This window comes from Bacillus cereus group sp. BceL291, assembly GCF_051776705.1.
Taxonomy (GTDB): domain Bacteria; phylum Bacillota; class Bacilli; order Bacillales; family Bacillaceae_G; genus Bacillus_A; species Bacillus_A cereus.
Genome location: NZ_JBPWAP010000047.1, coordinates 25,124 through 43,525 on the forward strand (window position 1 = coordinate 25,124; position 18,402 = coordinate 43,525).

Consider the following 18,402-nt stretch of genomic DNA (forward strand, 5'->3'; position numbering starts at 1 on the left):
ATAGCCTCCTGCTCATTTTTCTTAATGAAATAATTTCTCTCTTCTCTTTAATAAACCTTCTCTATAGTTGAACAAGAGAGTGAAATACAACGTATAATTGAGCCATTAAAAAATCTCATTTTTAATATGATATTTAATAATCAAGGCTTTCATTGAGTCAGAATGAAAAGAGTATAAACCTTTTTTTGTTTGCTCATTGATTAAAGTTTTTTTAAAGTTGCAAAACGGTTCTAAAAATATAGAAGGTAAAATTCGATAAAAATAGAATATATTATATAGCAAACAAGGAGGGGATAAAAATGGAGGTCTATCACATAACGAGCAGAAAAAGGGAAACATACAACGTTCAGGTGAAATATTCGATACTTTTCGAATGTGCACTTGGCATTGCTGCGATTACTCATAAAAGGTTAATTGATACTCTTGAAAAGAGTCAAAATGAATGGGAAGAAATTAAGGAAGCATTAACAGAAGAAATGAGAGAACACTTACAGTTTGTAGAAGAACATAATACGTGGAAAGCATTACTCCAGTTATTGTATGAAGAGGATTTTCAAGATTTATCGCAGTTTAATTTTAAAATTGATTCATTTTCAGAAGAAGATTTGAAATTTATATGTTTACCGTTTTTAGGAGAGAAGTATGAAGAGAAAAGACGTTTAGCTGCAACGGGAGTTGTATGTGCAATACACGAACTAAAGGAACTAACAGATAATCATCAGTTTTTTTCTACTTATATTAGCTTTATATGTAATGTAGATGTACAAGTGCTGAAATCGCATTTAATCGCTGTTATGACAGGTTGGTATGAGAGTGTTATTAAAAGAGAGGAAGAACAAATACTTTCTATATTAAAACGAGATTATGAAGCGAAAAATGAAATGAATAAAAAGATGAAGCCGGAAGAGTTTGTCGAGTGGGCGACTGGCGGAGTGAACTATATGCCAGAGCCAAGTGTTCATCACGTACTTCTTATTCCGCAAATGACGTACAGACCGTGGAATATTGAAGCGGATATTGATGATACGAAAGTATTTCATTATCCAGTTGCGAATGAAAGCATTCATCCTGAAGATCCGTATGGACCGAATTATTTTTTAGTTCAAAAACATAAGGCTCTTGGGGATGAGGCGAGATTGCGAATTGTAAAAATGTTATTTGAAAAAGAACGTACATTACAGGAAATAACGGAAAGATTACAGCTTGGTAAATCGACTGTACACCATCATTTGAAATTGTTACGTGCAGCGAAGTTAGTTGATATACATGACGGAAAATATGTATTAAGAAAGAAAGCAGTACAGTCTTTAGCGAAAGAATTAGATATGTTTTTGAATAGATAATTAACAACGAGAATGTACATAAAGGGAGGAATATAAAAGAAAAGTTGGTGTGTGAAATTGAAAAATATATTGAAAAATCGTTCGTTCTTTTTTATGTGGATTGGTAGTGCAATCTCTGAATTAGGAGGGGCTTTCGGAACGTTATGTAATTCAATTCTAGTATATGAGTTAACAGGATCGGAAATGGCTTTAAGTAGTATGTGGCTATTATATTTCATCCCATCACTCATACTGCAATTAATAAGTGGCCCATTTATTGATAAATGGAGCCGGAAGTGGATTATGATTTTTTCACAATGGATACGGGCGTCCGTATTCTTATTACCTTTGGTGATGCTAGTTACAGGTAGTATAGAAGTTTGGCACATTTATGTTGTTCAAATTGTAGTGGGACTTATTACACCTCTTTATACACCTGCAAGTCAAGCAATTACACCGAGCATTGTAGGTCAAGGACAACTTCAAGACGCAAATGCGTATATTGATGGAATGACTCGTCTCATGATGTTTCTTGCGCCAGTATTAGGTGGAGTAGTCATTCATTTCATTGGAACAGAACTTACATTATCTTTCGTATGTATTTGTCTATTTGTTAGTGGTGCTTTCTTACTTTATATAAAAGAAAAGAGAATTACAACAGATATACGAAAAACGTGGCTAGAACAATTTCTTCAAGGTTTTACATATTTTTTTACAAAACCAATCATCGTTTGGCTTGGTATATTTCATACTTTCGTGCAGTTTGGAGTAGGGGTAACGATGGTCACAAATCTTCCTTATATAAAAGACGAGCTGTTAGCGGGATATGCAGAGTACGGCTATTTTATGGCAGGTTTTCCACTTGGCTACGTAATTGGCTCAGTAGTAGTCGGAAAAGTAACATATAAAAGCCGGCGTATACTTATGCTTGGGGGATTGTTTATAGGGGGACTCACATACATTTCGCTAGGGTTCAATCATAGTATTATCATTGCAATACTAATTGAAGTAATAGCAGGGATTTGTATTGCATTTTTCAATGTTCATAACACAACAATATGTCAACAAATCGTCCCGAATAATATGATAGGACAAGTATTTTCAGTGCGTTTATTTTTCATACGATCCGCTATGCCGTTAGGTGTGTTAGTAGGGGGAATATTGAGTGAAATGTGGGGAGTAAGAGCGCTATATGTAATCATCGGTGCAATTATATGTGTCACCTCTTTAATAGGGATGTTACTTCCATATTTCAAATTTTTAGATGAGGCGATAGAAAAGAAATCAGCATAATTCAAAAAATTAAAACTTTACAATTGAAAATAATTATCATAATCAATTATAATAGAAGAATACTAGTATTCGTATTACAAAGAGGGAGTGGGATATATGTTTATCGAAACGAAAACATTTACAGTAAAAGAAGGTACATCAAATATAGTTGTAGAACGTTTCACTGGAGAAGGTATTATTGAAAAATTTGAAGGCTTCATCGATTTAAGTGTTCTCGTGAAAAAAGTAAGACGCGGCGACGAAGAAGTTGTCGTAATGATTCGCTGGGAATCGGAAGAAGCATGGAAAAACTGGGAAACAAGTGAAGAACACTTAGCTGGACATAGAGCGGGCCGTGGTAAACCAAAACCAGATCATATTATTAATGTGGATCATGCGGTTTATTATGTGAAATCATCGAAATCAGCTTATCAACAGTTGTAATATACAAGCAGAGGATACATGTTGTAGAAGCAAACATGTATCCTCTTTTTTATTACTGGGGGGATGGGAATGATAGGAAATCTTTCATTCATTTAAAAAACGTTCTAGGCTATAGAAAAAAATATTAGACTTATAAAGCATAGTCTTAGACGGAACGCTTGAATATTTTCCCTTACATATTTAAGTGTTATGAAAAAAATGAATCCATATACGCTCAGTTTAAAAGGAGATGAGTACATGAAGCTGAATCATTTAAATTTATGTGTTGATGATTTATCGGAAGCGAGACATTTCTTTGAAACATTTTTTGATTTTCAATTTTTGGAGCAAAAAGGGAAAGCACTTGTAGTCATGAGTGATGAGAGTGGTTTTATACTTGTACTAAGTGATCCAAAAGCATTTAAAGGGAATAAGGAAGTTACGTATCCGGAAGCTTTTCATATTGGTTTTTTAGTGGATACATCAAGTGAAGTGGATCAAGCATATAATCGTTTAGTAGCCGGCGGCATTGAAATAGACAAGGAACCTTATTCGATGAGAGGTTGTAGTTATGGTTTTTATTTTACAGTATTTAATGGCTTATTAATTGAAGTGTCTTGTCTTGATTATAGAGAAGATAAGAAAGTTTCAAAGCTTAATAGTAATCATCAAGAGTAATCATTTGAAGGTGTATAAATTTAAATATGTATCATATTAGAAGACGGATTAAGAAAGTTTCACTGTAAAGTAAAAAAGACAGACTAATAAATAGTCTGTCTTTTTTACTTTAATTCTTCACATCATCATAAAGTTCAAGTGCCTCTTTCACATTCAATCCATTTTTTACAATGCCATGTATCGCTTGAATCATCGCAGCTGGGTGCTCGGATTGCCATATGTTTCGGCCCATATCTACTCCAATTGCGCCTTCTTGCAGCGCATTGTACGTAATGTTTAATGCGTCTTCAATTGAATCTAGTTTTGGGCCACCCGCGATGACGACTGGGGCAGGGCATGTGCTCGTTATTTTTTCGAATCCTTCGCAGTAATACGTTTTAATAATATCAGCACCCATTTCAACACATACGCGGGAAGCAAGTGCTAGAAAGCGAGCTTCACGTTTTTGTAATTCTTTTGCGACTGCGGTAATGCCGAGTACAGGTAGGCCGTAATCGTGAGCTTCAGAGACTACATTTGCGAGATTTGTAACAGTTTGTGTTTCATAGTCTGATCCGACAAAAACAGAAACGCCAACGCCAATTGCGTTTTGCTTCACTGCTTCTTTTACAGGTGTAACAATTGTTTCATTCGCTAAATCTTTACCGACGACAGTAGCGCCGCCAGATACACGCATAACCATCGGTGTGCTGCAGTTTTCAGGAATACAGGAGCTAAGTACACCACGCGTTAAAAAGAGAGAATCCGTGTAAGGAAGTAAGTTTTTAACAGTTTCAAGTGGCTGTTCAAGCCCGTGAATTGGTCCTAAAAAGTAGCCGTGATCTATCGCTAACATTACCGCTCTACCATCAGGTAAAATTGTATTTAATCGATTTTTAAATCCCCAAGTCATTCCAAATCACTCCTTCGTTAATGTTGGATTTTCCGTTTGTACCGTATCTTTATTTGGTAAATGTGGTGACTTAATAAAAACAGCTTTAAAAGGTTTGTCAGAATGGTTAATAAGATAGTGAGATTCATGAGGACGAACTTGCAGGACATCACCTTGTTTAATTGGAACTCTTTCGTTATTTACATAGAAGTCTATTTCACCTTCTAATGCATAAAAGACCTCTTCGCACGTCGTATGATAATGGTTTTGAAACTCCTGGCCCGGTTGAATGACAACAAGGCCAAGATCAATATTTGGACCTTGTATTAAATATTTCGGTCCGTTATCACCGAAGCGATAGGAGAAGTCATTTTCATTCGCTTTTAACATACAGTTCACTCCTTTATGTAATGTGTTACAGTGCACCAGGCGCAATCCACATATGTGAGGTGAGCCCTTTATCAGCTAAAGCGAGCTGACTGTCATATACAGTTTTCCATGTTTCATAGAACTCTTTATATAGTTCGTGATTTTCAGTAACTGGTTCGAATGTTTGCTCCCACTGTACAAACTCTTCGGCAGTTTCTTCCATAGATGAATATATGCCAGCACCAACTCCAGCAGCAATCGCAGTTCCTAAAGCAGCTGCTTCTTTCACAACAGGTACTTTTACAGGAATACCGAGTACGTCTGATAGAATTTGTGGCCATAGTTTTCCTTTAGCGGCACCGCCAGCAAAAATAACTTCAGAAGGGAATGTGCCAGTTAGATTTTTTATTAATTTTAAGTTTCCAAGTGTAATGAAGGCTGCATTTTCTTCAATAGCACGAAACAGTTCTTTTTTTCCGCATTTGTCAGCGTCTAAACTTAAATTTAAAAAAGAAGGTGCGGCATGACGCCAAGAAATGTAGTTCATAACGTTTGAAAAAGTAGGGATAATGCCATGTGAACCGACAGGTACGTCTTTCGCTTGTTCTTCTAGTAATTCATAAGCATCTACACCGAGTTTATCAGCAAGTTTCTTTTCTTCTTGGCAAAAAGCGTCTCGAAACCAGCGCATAACGAGACCTGGGAAAAAGGCGATTGTTTCATATTGCCATAGGTTCGGAACGACGTGACAATTTACTCGAATCGCAGCATGTGGATCTGTTATTGGCTCAGTAACATTCACTTCTTGTTGCCAAAAGCTACCCCCGCATATTAACGTTTGATTCGGTTTCACGATTCCTGTTCCGAGCGATGCCATTTGAGCATCTCCCCCCCCGGCGACGACAGGAATCCCTTCACGTAATCCAGTTAATGCTGCACACTCTTTTGTAACGTTGCCAATTACTGTACCAGCTTCATTTACTGTTGGTGAAAATGGCAAAGATAGACCGCACTCCTTAGCGACATCGTTATCCCACACTCTATTTTGTAAGTCAAAAATACCTGACGTGCATCCGTTTGAGGGATCAATTTGCAGTACGCCGCTTAGTTTATATAAAATCCAATCGTTTAACATTGTAAAAGAGTGAATATTATTATAGACGTCGGGTTCATGTTTTTTTATCCAGAGTAGGCGAGGTAAAGCACTCAATGAAAAAGTTTGCCCAGATTTTCTGTATAAATCTTCTTCAAGATGTAAGCGGATTTCTTTTAGCTCACTAACTTCAGCGGATGCACGGCCATCAACATTTGCACATGCCCATATTTCTTGCCCATGTTTATCATATAAAACAAAACCTTCTCGCATACTTGTAGCGCTAATAGCAAGAATAGAAGAGGCAGGGGTATTGCTTTTTTGAAGAACCTCTTTCGTGCATTCTTGTACTAGCTTCCAATTTTCTATTACATCAAAGTTCATAGATCCTGGATAACGAAGGTCAGATTTGTGAATCCATTCTTTTTGACTTACTGCAGTTTGATTCCCATGTAAATCAAAAAGAACTGCTCGAATGCTTCCTGTACCAGCATCGAAAGCTAATAAATGGGACATTAACAATCACCATCCTTTCGTAATAAGGAGAGGGCAGTTTCCTCATCGGTAATTAATGTATGAATAAACTTTCCTTTTAAGGCACCATAAATTGCATCTATCTTTTCTATACCTCCAGCAACACCGACGACATGATTCATATTGCGTAAAATAGAGAGAGGCGTGCCAATTAGACGATTGTGATGCGAGAGCTCTAATAACTCACCATTCGTATTATAAAACTGTCCTAAAATATCGCCAGCACCGTTTTGACTACGAATATATGTCATCTCACGTAGTGTTAATTTTTCTTCTTTTACAATTGTAGCGTCTTGAGATAACCCGCCAATACCGACAACTGCTGTATGTGCAAGTGAAGCGACATGAAGCATATCTTTCACACTTGGTTCTGATAAAATACTTCGTGCCATTTCAGTAGAAGATGCTAGAAAAGGAGTAGGAATAATATGAAGATCACCTTGCATGTAGTGTAAATAGTTTTGTTTTCTTGGGAGATAGTGGTTTACTCCGCCTGTTAGCGTTACGAATGAAAGATTAATAGAACTTTCAAAATGAATGTTTTCTAGCATTTTACTTATCGTTTCACCCCAGCCGATGCCGAGTAAATCACCTTGTTGGAGATGAGTCTCTAAATATTGTGCAGCGGCTTTTCCGAGAGAAGTAGCATAATTGTTTATTGGAGTAGGGATAATGAAAGCATCTTTTAAGTGGAACTTTTTCATTAAGTCACGTTCAATGCTCAAGCAATGCAAACCGGTTCCTTTTACGTGAAATGTAACGATGCCTTCACTGCGTGCCTTATCTAATAACCGGACGACTTTATTTCTTGAAATATGAAGAAGTGCAGCAATCTCTTGTTGTGTTAATTGATCTTTATAATAGTACCAGGCTACTTTAGTTAATAAATTTTCTTCAAAGTTCAGCTGTGACATACTCTTCATCCCTTTCAACAATTGACCAATGCTTAAACATATGTGTCACATATTTTGTTTATTCCAGTTGAAACGATTAATAGTACATTGAAAAAAGTGTTCTAGATATGAAAAAAGGAATATACAATGCTACAAAACAAGTAGAACAAATAATCATTTTCTCAAAAAATGTTCTGGATAAAGGCAGGTGACATCATGTGGAGAACGTACCTTTATTACAAGTAAAGAAAATGAGTAAGGCGTTTTTAAATCAACTTGTATTAAAAGAAGTGAACTTACAAGTAGAGCGCGGAGATATATACGCTTTAGTGGGGGGGAATGGCGCCGGGAAATCAACATTAATGAAAATATTAACGGGGTTATATTCGTATGATAGTGGAGAAATGTATGTGAAAGGAAAGAGACAGCAGTTTGCAAATCCAAAAGAAGCACACCAAGAAGGGATTTATTTAATACCACAAGAACCGCTCATTTTTCCGCATATGACCATTGAAGAAAATATATGTATTGGATTAAAGGGGAATAGAAAGAAGCTTAAAGTAAAAGTTCAGCAATTAATTGACAGTTTAAGTTGGGATATTGATCTTAATGAACAGGGAGAATCGTTATCTATTGCGCAGCAACAGTTAGTAGAAATCATTAGAGGATTAATAAGAGAAGCTGAGATTCTTATTCTAGATGAGCCAACATCGACATTAACAACACACGAAATTAAGAGTCTTTTTGTGCTGATGAAAAGCTTGCAAGAAAAAGGAATTGGGATGATTTATATTACGCATCGTTTTCCAGAAATCTTTGAAATTTCCAACAAAGTAGCAATACTACGTGATGGAATGGTTGTAAGCCAAGGTGATGTATGTGACTATACATATGACATGCTGATGGAGGGACTATTGCCAAAAGGATATAAACAGAAAGAGAAAATAGAAGTAGTTCAAGAGACAGCAAAGACGAAAAAAATATTAGAAGTGGTTGATATAAATGGTCACGCATTCGAAAATATATCATTCACTGTACATGCGGGTGAGGTTGTAGGTGTTGCTGGCATTATAGGATCTGGCAGAACGGAATTAGCAGAAGCGATATTTGGATTGAAAACTATAAAATCAGGGTCTATCTTATTGGGTGGAAAATCAATTGATACGTGTTCTTTGCATAAAAGGCTAGATGAAGGACTAGTTTATGTGCCAGAGGATAGGGCGAGGAATGGAATTTTCTCAATTGCTTCTGTTAAAGAAAATATTGCAGCGGCAAGTTTATATCAAAATAATCGCTTTTTTATAAATCAAGAAAAAGAAAGCGCTTTAGTTAATTCGTTTATAGAACAATTCCGAATTGTTGTACAGAATATGAATAAAGAACTGGCATCTTTATCAGGAGGTAATCAGCAGAAGGTCGTGCTTGCGAAGTATCTTGCATGTAATCCTAAAATTATTATTCTTGATGAGCCGACTCGCGGAATTGATGCGAAAGCAAGGCTTGAAGTGTATGAGACAATAGAAAAAATGAAAAGGGAAGGACTTGCAATTTTATTAATCTCTTCAGATGTTGAAGAAATTGTCCAATTAGTAAACCGTGTATATGTAATGAGAAATGGGCGATTTGTTTCTCATATGGAAAAAGAACAACTGACTGTGAATGAAGTTACACGCCTTGCATACGGAGGTGTAGCGGAATGAAACGTATGTTAAAAATGCATGAAACGTCTATCATACTGTTACTACTAATTTATATAGCTATTGTAGGAATGATAAACCCTATTTTTATTCAATTTAACTCGTTATCTTTACTGATAAAATCAAGCGTTATTTTAGTCGTGCTAGCAATCGGTCAATCGTTCGTCTTATTTACGAAAAATATAGATGTATCAGTTGGTTCAAGCATGGGGTTAAGCGCAGCAGTTTGCGGAATGATGTTAACGAATGGGTATAGTGCATTCTTGTCGATATTTGCTGCTATTATACTTGGGGCCATTATCGGTTTCGTAAATGGTATTGGGGTTGCGAAGTTTCGGGTACCAGCCATTATTATGACATTAGGCATGTTAGGAATTATTAGAGGTGCAATGTTAATTTTCACAGGCGGGAAGTGGATTGAAGATATTCCAAGCCATTTTAAACAGCTGTCATCTATCGTCATTCTTGGTTTACCTATAACTGTATGGTTCGTTCTTATTATTTTACTACTACTATACTTCTTTTTAAGAAAAGTGCCATTGGGAAGATACTTTTATGCGGTAGGTGATAATGAAGATGGCGCGAGGCTTATTGGTATACCTGTTAATAAAGTGAAGATATATGCGTTTATGATTTCAGGCATAAGCGCTGCGCTCGCTGGTTGCATATTTGTTATGAATATCGGGTTCGTCCCAAATCAAACAGGTACAGGATTAGAATTACAAGTAATCGCAGCCGCTGTACTAGGAGGAATTCATTTAAAAGGAGGAACAGGATCTTTATTTGGAGCTGCATTAGGAGCGTTATTTTTAGAAACAATAAGTAGCTCACTCGTCTTTTTAAAAATACCAGCATTTTGGAATAATGCTATTTCAGGTTTTTTACTATTACTTATTATCATATTAGATAGCGTCATGAAGAGGTGGAAAGCAGAAAGGAGGATGAATCTATGAAGTATGTATATAGATGGGAAGGGGTTCTAATTGTATTACTTCTTGTAGAATTCATCCTTTTTAGTTTAATAAATAGTGATTTCTTAAATATTAGTAATCTCCTTTTTAGTACAAATGATTTTCTATTCATAGCAATCGCGGCAATTCCAATGACTTTCGTTATTGTAACAGGAGGAATTGACGTATCTGTAGGATCAATTATGGGGCTAACCTCGATTTTAATTGGTGTGTTTTGGATGAATGGAATTCATATTTTACTAGCAGTAATAATGGCACTTATAGTCAGTTGCTTAGCAGGAGCTTTAAATGGACTCATTATAAAAATGACAGATGTAGAACCACTAGTCGTTACACTCGGAACGATGTTTTTATACGGAGGAATTGCGCTTGTCGTTTCAGGAGGGGCGGGTGCTTCTGGATATGAAGGGATAAGCGGTTTACCTGATACTTATGTACAACTAGCAAATGGTAGTTTTATAGGAATACCCAATTTATTATGGCTACTTATTTCATTAACAATTGTATGCACGATTTTGTTTCACCGAACGATATATGGGCGCCACGTACAATTAACAGGCGCGAATGAAAATGCAGCAAAATACACCGGGATTAAGACGAAGAAAGTAGTAATCATTGCTTACATACTTTCTGGGTTAGGAGGTGGATTAGGAGGAGCTTTCTTAACTGCATATTTCGGTTCTGCACGTGCTGATATAGGAAGCGAAACAATATTACCAATCATTACAGCAGTCGTCTTAGGCGGTACACTTATTACAGGCGGAAAAGGAAGCATTATCGGTACTGTACTGGCGAGTATTTTCATTGGGCTCATGCAGTATGGCTTGCAAATGGCGGGTTTAACAAATGAACAATCCAATGTAGTAATAGGTATTATCCTTATTCTTTCAGTTATTATGAGACATTTCAAATTACATCAATTTTTAGCGGGGAAAAGACAGAGTTTGCATAAGGGGGAAATGTCATGAAGAGAAAACTAGGGATTGTATTGATTGTATGTATTTGTTTAATCGGTTTAATTGCGTGTTCTAGCCAAACGGCAGATAAGAAAAAGGCTGATGATGTGAAATTTGCATTTATTCCGAAATTAACAGGAGTTGGTTTCTTCACATCGGGAGGTGAAGGAGCAAAGGAGATGGGAGAGAAGCTAGGCGTACAAGTGAAATATGATGGGCCGTCTGAAGCGAGTGTATCAGGGCAAGTAAAGTATATAAATAATTTTATTAACCAAAACTATGATGCACTTATGGTTTCCTCTACATCAGTTGATGGTTTATCGCAATCACTACAACGTGCTAAGAAAAAAGGAATGACCGTCTTAACGTGGGATTCTGATGTGAATCCGAAAGATCGTTCTTTTTATATAAGCCAAGGAACACCAGACCAACTTGCTAACTTATTAATAGAAATGACTTCTAAGCAAATTGGAGATAAAGGAAAAGTAGCATTCTTTTATTCTAGCCCGACAGTAACGGATCAAAACCAATGGGTAACGAAAGCGAAAGAAATTATTAAAAAGAAATATCCGAACTGGGAAATTGTAACGACGCAGTACGGTGAAAATAATGCACAAAAATCTTTAACCGTAGGGGAGAACATATTAAAAACGTATCCAGATATTAACGCAGTTATTTGTCCAGATGCAACAGCACTCCCAGCAATGGCACAAGCAGCTGAAAATTTAAAAATGGATAAAAAGGTTGTCGTAACTGGCTTCTCTACACCAAACGTTATGCGTGATTATATAAAACGAGGAACAGTACAACAATTCGGATTATGGGATGTCAAACAGCAAGGTGCGTTGGCAACTTATGTAGCAAATGAAATTGTTGTAAAAGGGAAGAAGTTAAAAGTAGGGGATAGCTTCGAAGTAAAAGGAATTGGAAAAGTGAAAGTAGAGCCAAACTCCATTCAAGGATATGATTATGAGGCAGAAGGGAACGGAATTATCGTATTACCAGAACGAGTTGTATTTACGAAAGATAATATTGATAAGTATAATTTTTAGTAGACAAAAAAACGTCCGAATATATCGGACGTTTTTTTATTTCTGCATTAATTATGAACAGTTTCTTTTTCGTTTAATCCAAGTGTACGACCAGTAGAAGTGTGAAGATCTTGGAACAATCTTGGATTTTCAGTTAGTGAAATGCCATATGAAGGAATCATTTCTTTTATTTTTTCTTCCCATTCTACCATGCGGCTTGGGAAACATTTTTCTAATACTTCAAGCATGACGTGAACAGCAGTAGAAGCACCTGGTGATGCGCCTAGTAATGCGGCGATTGAGCCGTCAGCTGCACTTACTACTTCTGTACCAAATTGAAGTGTTCCTTTACCGCCAGCATCAGTATCTTTAATTACTTGTACACGTTGTCCAGCAACTACAATATCCCAATCTTCACTTTTCGCGTTCGGAATGAATTCGCGTAATTCTTCCATACGTTTTTCATGTGATAACATAACTTGCTGAATTAAGTATTTTGTAAGTCCCATTTCTTTTACACCAGCGGCTAACATCGTTAAGACGTTATTCGGTTTTACAGAACCGATTAAGTCAAGATTTGAGCCAGTTTTTAAGAATTTAGGTGAGAAGCCTGCGAATGGTCCAAACAGTAAAGCTTTTTTATTGTCTATATATCTCGTATCTAGATGAGGTACAGACATTGGCGGAGCGCCAACTTTAGCTTTACCGTACACTTTCGCATGATGCTGCTCTACAACTTTTTGGTTTTTACATACCATAAATAGTCCACTTACTGGGAAGCCACCGATATGCTTTGATTCAGGGATACCAGTCTTTTGGAGTAGAGGTAGGCTACCGCCACCGCCGCCAATAAAGACGAATTTAGCAGTATGATGCTCAATTTTACCACTATTCATATCGTGTACTTTTACTTCCCACAAACCATTTTTCGTGCGCTTAATATTTTCGACACTATGCTTGTAGTTTAGCTCGACATTTTTTGTTTTTAAGTAATCAAACAACATACGTGTTAATGCACCGAAGTTAACATCTGTTCCAGAGTCAATCTTCGTTGCCGCCATCGGTTCATTAGATGTGCGACCTTCCATAATGAGTGGAAGCCATTTTTTTAATGTTTCAGGAGCATCAGAAAATTCCATTCCTTGAAACAGTGGATTTTTTGAAGGCGCTTCAAAACGGTTTTTTAGAAACTCAACATTTTTTTCCCCTTGTACTAAACTCATATGAGGTAGTGGCATAATAAAATCTTGTGGATTACGAATTAATTTGCTCTTTACAAGATATGCCCAAAATTGTCTTGAAAGCTGGAATTGCTCATTCACTTTTACAGCCTTACTAATATCTATAGATCCGTCAGCTTTTTCGGAAGTATAGTTCAGTTCGCATAGCGCAGAATGCCCTGTACCTGCATTATTCCATTCGTTAGAGCTTTCTTCCCCGGCACTTGCGAGTTTTTCAAAAACTTTAATTTCCCATTCTGGTGCTAATTCTTTTAGTAATGAGCCTAATGTTGCACTCATAATTCCTGCACCAATTAAGATAACGTCTGTTTTTTGCTGCATGTTGCTCATGATAATCTCTCCATCCCCTATATTGGCAAAAAAGTGTAGGTGTTTTCTATGTCTAAGCCGTAAAAGAGAAACACCGCCTAGGCCCCACCTAGGTGTATACCTTTTTTGTCTCAATTATATAACCATCTCATACTCTATTATAATAATTAATAGACTAAAATATCTAGTGTTATCTGATAATTTTAAACTATTTAACGTTTTATTCGCTAAAAATCTTATTTAACAAGCTCTTTTAAGGTGGTAAATAGAAAAAAATTACAGTTTGAAATTATCTCGAAAAAGCTTACGTATCCTTAAGTGACTAAATCGAGTACCTTTTTATGGGATTATTCTTTCCGTAATGGTAAGATTATTCTGAAAAATAAAAAGGAGGGACTCTAATGTGTACAAAAGAACAAATTTCAAACTTATTTCGAAACTTTTCAATAAAGGAATGTAAAGGGTCAAGTGATTTATATGAATATTTATCAATGAAAATTGCTGAAGATGAGGAAGTACTTACACTATCGTCCTATGCTCAGGTAGGTCAACCAGTCCCAAACTTACTATTAGGTGCAGTACATTATTTATTGCTAGCAGGGAAAGAACATCATTTAAAAACGTATTATAGTAGTTTAGTTGAAAATGCTGATACAAATTTAGATAAAGCTTTTAATCATTTTAAAGATTTCTGTAAAGAGTACCGAGAAGAAATCATTACTTTGTTACAAACGAAACTCGTTCAAACAAATGAAGTAAGACGGTGCGCATACTTATACCCAAGTTTCTGCTACATATTTAACAAAGTGAAGAAGCCGTTAGCGTTAATTGAAATTGGGACAAGTTCTGGGTTGCAACTGTTCTGGGACCAATATCGTTATTCGTACGGGACGGATGAAATGTACGGAAATATAGATTCAAATGTGCATGTAACTTCTGAAATAAGAGGGGAGAATGTGCCGCATTTTCTAAAAGAAAGCCCATCTGTCGTAGAAAGAATCGGACTGGACTTACATGTGAATGATTTACATAATGAGGAAGATTATTTATGGTTACGTGCTTTAATTTGGCCAGAGCATAAAGAAAGGTTTGAGATGTTTGATCAAGCTGCATCTTTAGTGAAAAATGAATCTGTCCAATTAATAGAAGGAGACGGTGTAGAGCTATTATCATCTATTATTGAACAAATAAGTGAAGAAGCTGTTATTTGTATTTTCCATACACACGTCGCAAATCAAATACAAGAACAAGTAAAACATAAGTTAGAAAAACAAATACAAGAAATTGGCGCAAAACGTGATGTATTCCACCTGTATAACAACATGTGGGATCGTGACCTTCATATTGATTATTATATTAACGGAAACGAATATCGTGAAACGGTTGGAGAAACAGAAGGGCATGGGAGATGGTTTAGCTGGAAGATTGGAAATGAGACGCTTATTTAGATTAATAGGGGCGCCCTCACTTGTAAAAGAAGGGACCATAGGCTCAAGCATTGACTAAATGGTTAAGGAATAAATGTATTAGTAACATTCAAAAAATGCTTCGGAGAAATCCTAAGCATTTTTTGAATTACATTTAAACCCCATAATGGATCATGTACTTCTGTTCTGCTGTAGCTTGTACAATTTTTGAAGCTAACTCATTCAGCTCATCAGATTTTCTGAAGAACTTTGAAGATGTAACTGTTTCATAGAGAATTGCTAAAGATTCAGGAGGGATAATTGTAATACCACAATAAGCTAAACCGTATTCCTGATTTTTGACTGTATGAAAGTAAGTTTTCATAATTGATAAATTTTGATTTAAACTACTGATAATATCATCATTAACAGAAATACAATGATATTTCTCTGGTGTATAATCATTGTAACTTTTTTGAGAATTAAATTCGTCAATTATTCCAAAATCATGGACACATGCCATCATTATCATCCTTTCAACTTTAATAAAGTGAGTTCTATTAAAGCAAAATGGTCATTTTGTTTACGTGTAATAGAAATGATTATGTAGTTCATTAGTATAGTACTTCATAAAATATCTTCGTTTCTTCTTCGTGAAGACAGTTTACTTATCGATAAACGCATCAGGAGCCCAAGTGGCGATTTCATTCCCAGGTGCAGCGACTACAAGCCATTGCTCACATAGGACACCAGCTTGCCAACATTCATAATAATCATGAAAACCATTTAAAAAAATAATTTGTCCACTATCTAATGTAATAATTAAATGAGGGCTTTCTAAGCCAAGTTGTATATCGGTAACTTTTTGTCTTCTTATCTTAAATATTCTTTCATATTCTTCTTCCTCAGAATAAACTTCAAATTCATCTTCATTTAATGGGTATCTTTTTTGAGGTTTATTAAATAAACACCATTTTGATTCGATATTGATATATAATTGCTCGTCATAATCAACGGAGTCGTGAAAGTTTGTAAATTGAATCTTTATAGCGCCTGAAGAAATACCAAATTGTAATCCATCAACTTGTGATCCGATAAAGAGATTTTTTAACACTTTTTCAGCGTAAATTTTATCCTCTGTATTCATTCTTGAATTCCTCCTTTTCATAAAAATATACCTTATATTTTTATTGTAATAAATAAATTTTCATGTAAAATGAACCTTTTGTGAAAAACGAGCGAATATAGTGTGAAGGATCATGAGAGGAGAACGGAGCTTTGGATGAAGTACAATTAAAAGAATGGCTATATAAACGAAAGTATGTTGTCCAAAAAAGAGTTTGAGAAAGTGTTACTTTGGATTGTTGAATAGATATTTAGTAAAAGAATTAACCAATAATTATATTATGTAAACTTTATTTATAAAACACCCATTTAAAAAATGGATGTTTTATATTTTAATATATTAGGTGGAATATATAGTTTAAAAAAGCGGAATACTTTGCGGAAAGTTAAAAACATTTTTCGGATCATATTTCGCTTTTACTTCCATTACTCGGTCAAAGTTGCAACTGAAGTATGCATCTGGCCAATTTTTAATGGATAGGTCAGGCGTATTAACGTAGACACCTTTTGTAAATGGAAGCATCGCTAAGCGGAAGTCTTCAACCCATCGAATACTTCCAGCGGCACCTTCTGGTTGCTTCCAAGTAGCGAATATTGACATGTTTGATAGCGCTTTTCGGTAAAAGTAAGCAGTTGCCTCATTTGGCACCTCAGCAACAGCACCGCCTAATCCGTGGAAAAATACGGAGGTGGTGGAAAAGGGAGGTGCATTATTAATAAAGTGATCGATAATGGATAATCCTTCTTCTGGTAATAGTTCATATACATATGGACCAACACTTTTAAATGGTAAAGGTGTTGCAGGTTGCTTTTCAGCTATTTTCGCTGCTGCTTCTGCCCATGGTATTTCTTCGATAGTTACTTGCATTGGTGAACCAGCTTCTAGTAATGGCTGTAGTAGCGACTGCAATTCTTGTACAGAACCGAGAAATACACCTTGCATTAATAATGATGGTTCTAATTCTGCAGACATAAAAAGAGTAGTTGTAAATCGTTTATTAGCGCAAGGTAGCGTATATTCTTGCCAAGAGGTTAATACAGGTTTTAAATCTGATATCCCCCAGCTTATTTCTGCAAATCCTACCGTATTAATTTTATGTGTTCGAAACTTAAACGAAGTACATATTCCAAAGTTACCACCACCAGCACCGCGCGAAGCCCAATAGAGATCGTAGTTACACTTGGCGTTAGCGCGTATTATACAACCATTCGCGTCTACCATTTCTAATTCAAGTAAATGATCGAGAGTTAATCCAAACGGACGAGAGAGAATACTATGTCCGCCACCTAAAGTAACACCTGCAATCCCGGGAGTAGGACAAACACCACTCGGCACAACTAACCCTTCAGCTGCAAGTGTTTCAATTAAAGAAATATTTCTCCATCCAGTCCCGATAGTTACAGTTCCATTATTGTGATCTATTTCTAATTGTTTCATTTCACTTACATCAATTACAAGACCAGCATTACTGACGGATAATGCCTCATAATTATGACGTCCAGAGCGCATGCGTATAGGAACGTTATGTAGCCTTGACCAGCGAACAGCGTTTACTACATCCTGCGTATTTTGAGCAAAAACAATGATTAACGGAAATTTGTTGAAGAATGTATTGAATTCTTCACGCGCTGAATTATAATCAGGATCATTAGGTGTAACGATACGACCAGTAAGTTCAATTTTTTGATTATTCATTTCAGTCATCTCTCCTTGACGTGAAATATTTATAATGTGGAAATACAGAACATAAAGAAGAACTGACAATACTTTATAAGTAAATGAATAAAGGAAAAGGATTATTCCAATAAAGAAAAAGGCAGTGCTACATAAGTAGCGCTGCCTTTTTCTTTATTGGAATTATATGTATGTGCTCAAAATTTCCCCAGGTAATCCATCAATCTCACAAACTTTCTCCGATGTAAAACCTACACTTAGTAAAATTTTGCGAGAAGGGATATTATTCGGATCGATAATTGCTTTTAGTACGTTTACACCTGTTTGCTTCGCTATTAAAGCTAGTTGTTAATTTTTGATTATATACGTACATACAATATGTAATTAAGTGAATGACAGTCATAGTAATTACAGAAAAGGGTGAATACACATGCCCATCAACTTAAGAATTTGCACTACCCCCAAGTGTCAAAAAACGTTATTCTTTCTAAAAAGCTAGCTAGAAAGGATGACATTTTTTATGAATCTTTCAATTC

The 18,402-nt window shown here is 35.9% G+C and carries 17 protein-coding genes and 1 pseudogene; 9 read left to right on the top strand and 9 right to left on the bottom strand.

Going from position 1 to position 18,402, the window contains the following annotated elements; all coding sequences use genetic code 11:
* Positions 1-299 precede the first annotated feature (299 nt).
* From ACS2CR_RS24020 to ACS2CR_RS24035, 4 genes are all read left to right on the top strand, one after another.
* Positions 300-1,343, top strand: coding sequence for an ArsR/SmtB family transcription factor (locus ACS2CR_RS24020; RefSeq protein ID WP_000454543.1), 1,044 nt, complete (start codon positions 300-302; stop codon positions 1,341-1,343).
* A 51-nt stretch (positions 1,344-1,394) separates the two neighbouring features.
* Positions 1,395-2,615, top strand: coding sequence for an MFS transporter (locus ACS2CR_RS24025; protein WP_074643725.1), 1,221 nt, complete (start codon positions 1,395-1,397; stop codon positions 2,613-2,615).
* Positions 2,616-2,711: 96 nt separating this feature from the next.
* The gene (gene hmoA / locus ACS2CR_RS24030) at positions 2,712-3,038 is read left to right on the top strand and encodes a heme-degrading monooxygenase HmoA (RefSeq protein ID WP_000469497.1); all 327 of its coding nucleotides are present in this window, start codon (positions 2,712-2,714) and stop codon (positions 3,036-3,038) included.
* Between the two features lie 237 nt (positions 3,039-3,275).
* The gene (locus ACS2CR_RS24035) at positions 3,276-3,695 is read left to right on the top strand and encodes a VOC family protein (protein ID WP_053514284.1); all 420 of its coding nucleotides are present in this window, start codon (positions 3,276-3,278) and stop codon (positions 3,693-3,695) included.
* A 109-nt stretch (positions 3,696-3,804) separates the two neighbouring features.
* On the opposite strand, the gene lsrF is transcribed toward ACS2CR_RS24035, so the two are convergent.
* Genes lsrF through ACS2CR_RS24055 form a run of 4 tightly spaced genes read right to left on the bottom strand, consistent with a single transcriptional unit; the run spans position 3,805 to position 7,476 of the window.
* Complete coding sequence (gene lsrF / locus ACS2CR_RS24040) at positions 3,805-4,587, bottom strand: 3-hydroxy-5-phosphonooxypentane-2,4-dione thiolase (protein WP_000219782.1); 783 nt, start codon at positions 4,585-4,587, stop codon at positions 3,805-3,807.
* 6 nt (positions 4,588-4,593) lie between these two features.
* Complete coding sequence (locus tag ACS2CR_RS24045) at positions 4,594-4,956, bottom strand: cupin domain-containing protein (protein ID WP_000909986.1); 363 nt, start codon at positions 4,954-4,956, stop codon at positions 4,594-4,596.
* A gap of 25 nt (positions 4,957-4,981) precedes the next feature.
* Complete coding sequence (gene lsrK / locus ACS2CR_RS24050; RefSeq protein ID WP_140164522.1) at positions 4,982-6,544, bottom strand: autoinducer-2 kinase; 1,563 nt, start codon at positions 6,542-6,544, stop codon at positions 4,982-4,984.
* Positions 6,544-7,476 carry a sugar-binding transcriptional regulator gene (locus ACS2CR_RS24055; protein WP_053514286.1) on the bottom strand — a complete coding sequence of 311 codons (933 nt, stop codon included), beginning with the start codon at positions 7,474-7,476 and terminating at the stop codon, positions 6,544-6,546. Before ACS2CR_RS24055 ends, lsrK begins: the two co-directional genes overlap by 1 nt.
* A gap of 197 nt (positions 7,477-7,673) precedes the next feature.
* Here ACS2CR_RS24055 and ACS2CR_RS24060 point away from each other — a divergent pair, with 197 nt between their 5' ends.
* Genes ACS2CR_RS24060 through lsrB form a run of 4 tightly spaced genes read left to right on the top strand, consistent with a single transcriptional unit; the run spans position 7,674 to position 12,131 of the window.
* On the top strand, positions 7,674-9,155 hold the full coding sequence (locus ACS2CR_RS24060) for a sugar ABC transporter ATP-binding protein (protein WP_053514287.1): 1,482 nt from the start codon (positions 7,674-7,676) through the stop codon (positions 9,153-9,155).
* The gene (locus tag ACS2CR_RS24065) at positions 9,152-10,105 is read left to right on the top strand and encodes an ABC transporter permease subunit (protein ID WP_016110196.1); all 954 of its coding nucleotides are present in this window, start codon (positions 9,152-9,154) and stop codon (positions 10,103-10,105) included. The genes ACS2CR_RS24060 and ACS2CR_RS24065 overlap by 4 nt, the downstream gene beginning before the upstream one ends.
* Positions 10,102-11,091 (top strand): ABC transporter permease, encoded by a 990-nt coding sequence (locus tag ACS2CR_RS24070; RefSeq protein ID WP_053514288.1) that lies wholly within the window; start codon positions 10,102-10,104, stop codon positions 11,089-11,091. The genes ACS2CR_RS24065 and ACS2CR_RS24070 overlap by 4 nt, the downstream gene beginning before the upstream one ends.
* A complete protein-coding gene (gene lsrB / locus ACS2CR_RS24075) occupies positions 11,088-12,131 on the top strand; it encodes an autoinducer 2 ABC transporter substrate-binding protein LsrB (RefSeq protein ID WP_053514289.1) in 1,044 nt (347 codons plus the stop codon). The genes ACS2CR_RS24070 and lsrB overlap by 4 nt, the downstream gene beginning before the upstream one ends.
* Before the next feature lie 47 nt (positions 12,132-12,178).
* Here the strand turns inward: lsrB and ACS2CR_RS24080 are convergent, their stop codons facing one another.
* A complete protein-coding gene (locus tag ACS2CR_RS24080) occupies positions 12,179-13,681 on the bottom strand; it encodes a malate:quinone oxidoreductase (RefSeq protein WP_153602664.1) in 1,503 nt (500 codons plus the stop codon).
* Between the two features lie 380 nt (positions 13,682-14,061).
* On the opposite strand from ACS2CR_RS24080, the gene ACS2CR_RS24085 reads away from it, so the two are divergent.
* Positions 14,062-15,108 carry a DUF2332 domain-containing protein gene (locus ACS2CR_RS24085; protein ID WP_000337436.1) on the top strand — a complete coding sequence of 349 codons (1,047 nt, stop codon included), beginning with the start codon at positions 14,062-14,064 and terminating at the stop codon, positions 15,106-15,108.
* Between the two features lie 133 nt (positions 15,109-15,241).
* Here ACS2CR_RS24085 and ACS2CR_RS24090 read toward each other — a convergent pair whose 3' ends face one another.
* The 4 genes and pseudogenes from ACS2CR_RS24090 to ACS2CR_RS24105 all read right to left on the bottom strand — a co-directional run.
* Positions 15,242-15,592, bottom strand: coding sequence for a hypothetical protein (locus tag ACS2CR_RS24090; protein WP_053514290.1), 351 nt, complete (start codon positions 15,590-15,592; stop codon positions 15,242-15,244).
* Between the two features lie 138 nt (positions 15,593-15,730).
* Entirely contained in the window at positions 15,731-16,213 is a 483-nt protein-coding gene (locus ACS2CR_RS24095) for a hypothetical protein (protein WP_048567554.1), read from the bottom strand.
* A 336-nt stretch (positions 16,214-16,549) separates the two neighbouring features.
* Positions 16,550-17,887, bottom strand: coding sequence for an FAD-binding oxidoreductase (locus ACS2CR_RS24100; protein WP_053514291.1), 1,338 nt, complete (start codon positions 17,885-17,887; stop codon positions 16,550-16,552).
* Between the two features lie 162 nt (positions 17,888-18,049).
* A pseudogene (locus tag ACS2CR_RS24105) lies at positions 18,050-18,214 on the bottom strand (GNAT family N-acetyltransferase); the annotation flags it as partial.
* Positions 18,215-18,402: the final 188 nt, after the last annotated feature.